Origin of the sequence: Shinella sp. 838, assembly GCF_029623935.1 — a bacterium.
Lineage (GTDB): Bacteria > Pseudomonadota > Alphaproteobacteria > Rhizobiales > Rhizobiaceae > Shinella.
In genome coordinates, this window is record NZ_JARSBQ010000046.1 from 1 (window position 1) to 3,884 (window position 3,884).

A 3,884-nucleotide genomic window follows, 5' to 3' on the forward strand; every position below is an offset into this window, starting at 1 on the left:
AGACCGCATGGGCGATGATCTGTTGCGGGAAACGGTGACGCTTGTAGCTGATGGCCGGTTTCTTCATCCCACCGTCTCTACCCACCACTCACTCACAGGAGGTTTACGTGACAACGCCGACGATTATCATCGTTACCGAACGCTTCCCGTACTATGTGAGTGGCGGCGTCGGATGGGTTGGCTTGCCAATGGATGTGGAGAGTTACGACGCGGCACAAAAGGAATTCGCGGATCAGCAGTTGAAGCGGGTGCAGGAAGCCGCGGATAAGATCGGTGTTTCGGCAGACCTGCTCCACGTTGAGAACGCGAATCCCGCAGATGCAATTTTGGAAGCGGCCGTCGCCCGCGGTTGCAGCTTGATTGTCATGTCGTCCCATGGCCGTCGAGGCGTTGGCCGCCTGCTGCTGGGCAGCCAGACCAACAGTGTGCTCACCCATAGCCCGGTACCCGTGCTTGTCGTGCGGTGAGCCGTCTCGCGCCGCATGATGTCGGACCGTCATCGGAAATGCAGGTTGAAAACTGCGCAATTTGAGTGGAACGAATGAGAACGGCTTTGGGCCGATGGCAAGGTTCATAGGGAGTGAATTCCATAGACAGGATTCAACGAGCCTCAGTTCGGCTGGCACGGGGATGCAGCGCGCATTGGCCTCGTCCGGCGCTCGGCGCATGACATGGAGACAACACTTGCCCGACTAGGTCTTGCGTTGGCGATAGGGTTGCTGGTCGGCTTGGAACGCGGATGGCGTGAGCGTGGTGAGCCGGCGCGCAGCCGGACGGCAGGCATCCGCACTTACGGCATTTCAGGTCTCCTTGGAGGTGTTTTCTCGGCGCTTTCCCAGTCTATGGGAGATGCCTCCCTTATGGTCGCCGGATTTCTCGGTTTTGCAGCGGTCTTCGCGTTTTATAAAGCGCGAGAGGCGGCGCACGATGAGGATTTCAGCGTCACTAGCGTCGCCGCCGCCCTCTGTGTCTTTGCTTTGGGTGCTCTGGCCGTGGCAGGCGAGGTACAGGCTGCAGCCGGGGGTGGGGCTGCACTTGCCGCTCTCCTGGCAAGTCGCGAGGTCCTGCATGAACTTCTGAAGCGGCTGACCTGGGAGGAAGTGCGGTCGGCCCTTACTCTTGCGGTGATGACGGCGATTATCCTTCCGGTTCTGCCAAATCGCGCCATTGACCCATGGGGCGGGCTGAACCCGCACGAGGTCTGGTTCTTCACCGTTCTGACCGCGACGATTTCCTATCTCGGCTATATCGCGGTGCGCCTGCTTGGAGCGACACGCGGGCTGATCGTAAGTGCCGTGAGTGGCGCGCTCGTTTCATCCACTTCCGTTACGCTTGCGCTCGGGCGGGACGCGAGTCTTGGAGGGTCGCCATATCCTCTGGCCGGAGCGGCGACCCTTGCTGCAACAGTCTCTATTGGTCGCGTCTGCGTCGTCATCGGCCTGATCAAGCCGCAGCTGTTCCTCATGATCGGCCCCGCGGCTTTTACTGCCATGCTTGTCTTCAGCCTTTGCGGTGCGCTTCCGCTGATACGAAGCCACCGGGCCGGTGGTATCGCTTCGACGATAAGAAGTCCGTTCGAGATTGGCCCGCTCCTGTTGTTCGCGCTCCTGTTTGCTGTCGCCGCGACCGGGAATGCCGCACTTGCGCATTACAGCGGCGCGCAGGGGATCGTTGTAGCAGCTGCGGTTTCGGGAGCGGTCGATGTCGATGTCGCGGTACTGGGCGCACTGCGCCTTGTAGGTTCAGCCGCCACGGTAGAGATCGTAGGCCAGGCGGTTCTGGCTGCCATTATGTCGAACGCGCTTTTCCGCGTCGTCCTCGCTATTGCCTGGAGCCCCATACGCTTCTGGGTTCCTTTGCTTCTTGTTACCTTGCTATCGATCGCAGCCAGCGGATTTGTGTTTTTCATTTTTGCGCCCCTGTGAGAGGCCTGCCATCTTCACGTCTGCAATTGACCGAGATCAAGGTTTGCGCGCGGACACCCGGTATTCTGCCAGTGCAATCAATGATGGAGAAATACATGTCGAACACACCTCATACTCTTGGCGAAGAGTTTCCCGGCCAGCTCAACCAGATCCACGCCTTGAAGGCAGCGGACCCGGCATTCGCCAGCCTGCTGCAGGAATATGATGAGGTAAATGATCGGATCCATCTCGCTGAAACGAGCGTCGCGCCCGTGGGCGAAAATCACGAGACGGAGCTTCGCAAGCAGCGTCTTGCGATCAAGGACCGGATCGCCGGGGCGCTGAAAGACGCCTGACTCCTACTGAACCCATGGCAAATCGCGCATTGTCCAGATGCTTCTGGGCAGTGCCGTGTCCACCATATTTGAAAAGACCTCTTGCGATATCCGTCTAGCACTTGCACAGCGAAGGAATCGTGACACGCATCGTCTTCTGCTCGACAGCATCGAGAGAAGGAAGGAGCATTCGAAATGTTTGAGCCGAAAGATTTGACCGTGTACCTCGATGCCATGGACAGCGACGGACATCGCGACAGGCTATCTTATGGCGCAATGCTTGCGCAGTTGTGGAACGCTCATCTCGTGGTCGCCTTTTCGCCTGAGGACATCGCGCTAGACCTCCATGCCGGCTATGTCCGCGGGGCCGCAATCCGCGACTTTATGGCGGCTCGCAACGCGTGGAAGGTAAAAAGCGAAGAGGCCGTACGCAATCTCATCGCCCGCACCAACGAAGAGTTCGGCATCACCTGCGAACTGCGTATCTGTGAAGGCGAAGCGGGCGAGGCGTTGATGTTGCACGCCCGTCATACGTCGCTTTCGGTCCTCGGCGTTGGCCGGCATCCAGAGCGCAGAACCGGTGTCCTGGACCTTTCGGGTGACGTGATCTTCGCCTCCGGTCGTCCGACGCTCCTTCTCCCAGCCGGTTGGCAAGCCTACCGGCTTCCGGAGAAAATCGTGGTCGGTTGGAACGCGAGCCGGGAAGCTGCCCGGGCGATTGCTGATGCCATGCCGTTTCTGTCCCGCGCCAAAGCCGTGCATCTGGTAGTCGTACCCGAGCAAAAGATTTTGCATCTCCTTGGGCAGGAACCCGGTGCGGATATCGCTCTGCACCTCGCTCGCCACGGCGTGCCCGTCACTCTCGATCGCCTCGAAGGAGGTGATGCCGGTCGACTGATGGTGAACCGGGCCAGGGAAATCGGCGCCGAACTGATCGTCATGGGTGCCTACGGCCAGCCGAAGGTCAGCGAGTTCGTTTTTGGAAGTGCGACAAAAACACTGCTTTCCAGTTCTGAGACCCCAATCCTGCTTTCCCGATAACTGATCGCAAGCTCAGGGCGGTCAGGCGGTAGATCTGTAATTTGTAGAGCTTTCCGGCTTCCCCGCTGGCAATCAAATCTATCTCATCCTATGCTTCGAACAAAGTGCCGTCGCGCAGCATGGGGTGCATGATGACAGCGAGAAGGCGCCACGCGTGCCTTTTTTTAAAAGTGCCGCTCAGCACCGATTTGCCGAGCATCTACCTATGCTGGTATGGTGCTCGGGACCTGCGCAGGCGGTCGGGTACTCCGCGGCGATTCTGTTCGATGAGGCACTGCTCAAGGACATGTCACTGTTCACTTGTCGGCCGCTCAAGCATCAATATTCTGGCTTGATCCAGAAGACGTACACTCAAATCGAGGCATTGATCGGCGGTTAGTTCGATGTGAATGCTGCCGCCAGATTTGCCTTTTTCCCACTGGAGGACGGCGACACTCTTAACTCCCATGTAATTTCTTACGGTAAAGCCTGTTAATTTTGCTGCCTTGTCCGTCGTCAAATGAACTGAGACTTTTCGGGCTTTGGAAGAGCGGAGTTTCCGGCTCGGTTTGCGGGTTGATTTAAGCCGCTTTGGCGTGATGGTTCAAGCGGCGCTGTCTGATGG

Annotated in this window: 5 protein-coding genes; 4 read left to right on the plus strand and 1 reads right to left on the minus strand. The window is 58.3% G+C overall.

The window, feature by feature from the left end; genetic code table 11:
* Positions 1-107 precede the first annotated feature (107 nt).
* From P9A16_RS35320 to P9A16_RS35335, 4 genes are all read left to right on the plus strand, one after another.
* A complete protein-coding gene (locus P9A16_RS35320) occupies positions 108-467 on the plus strand; it encodes a universal stress protein (RefSeq protein WP_245337540.1) in 360 nt (119 codons plus the stop codon).
* A 204-nt stretch (positions 468-671) separates the two neighbouring features.
* A complete protein-coding gene (locus P9A16_RS35325) occupies positions 672-1,925 on the plus strand; it encodes an MgtC/SapB family protein (RefSeq protein ID WP_050747066.1) in 1,254 nt (417 codons plus the stop codon).
* Between the two features lie 95 nt (positions 1,926-2,020).
* Positions 2,021-2,260 carry a YdcH family protein gene (locus P9A16_RS35330; RefSeq protein ID WP_050747067.1) on the plus strand — a complete coding sequence of 80 codons (240 nt, stop codon included), beginning with the start codon at positions 2,021-2,023 and terminating at the stop codon, positions 2,258-2,260.
* Between the two features lie 174 nt (positions 2,261-2,434).
* Positions 2,435-3,280, plus strand: a complete 846-nt coding sequence (locus P9A16_RS35335; protein WP_050747068.1) for a universal stress protein — start codon at positions 2,435-2,437, stop codon at positions 3,278-3,280.
* Between the two features lie 289 nt (positions 3,281-3,569).
* On the opposite strand, the gene P9A16_RS35340 is transcribed toward P9A16_RS35335, so the two are convergent.
* The gene (locus P9A16_RS35340) at positions 3,570-3,779 is read right to left on the minus strand and encodes a hypothetical protein (protein ID WP_156334225.1); all 210 of its coding nucleotides are present in this window, start codon (positions 3,777-3,779) and stop codon (positions 3,570-3,572) included.
* Positions 3,780-3,884 lie beyond the last annotated feature (105 nt).

What these genes read in the sequence shown, in the direction of transcription:
- P9A16_RS35325 (WP_050747066.1), top strand. Translation starts at nt 672, where the DNA reads ATGGAGACAACACTTGCCCGACTAGGTCTTGCGTTGGCGATAGGGTTG.
- P9A16_RS35330 (WP_050747067.1), top strand. Translation starts at nt 2,021, where the DNA reads ATGTCGAACACACCTCATACTCTTGGCGAAGAGTTTCCCGGCCAGCTC.
- P9A16_RS35335 (WP_050747068.1), top strand. Translation starts at nt 2,435, where the DNA reads ATGTTTGAGCCGAAAGATTTGACCGTGTACCTCGATGCCATGGACAGC.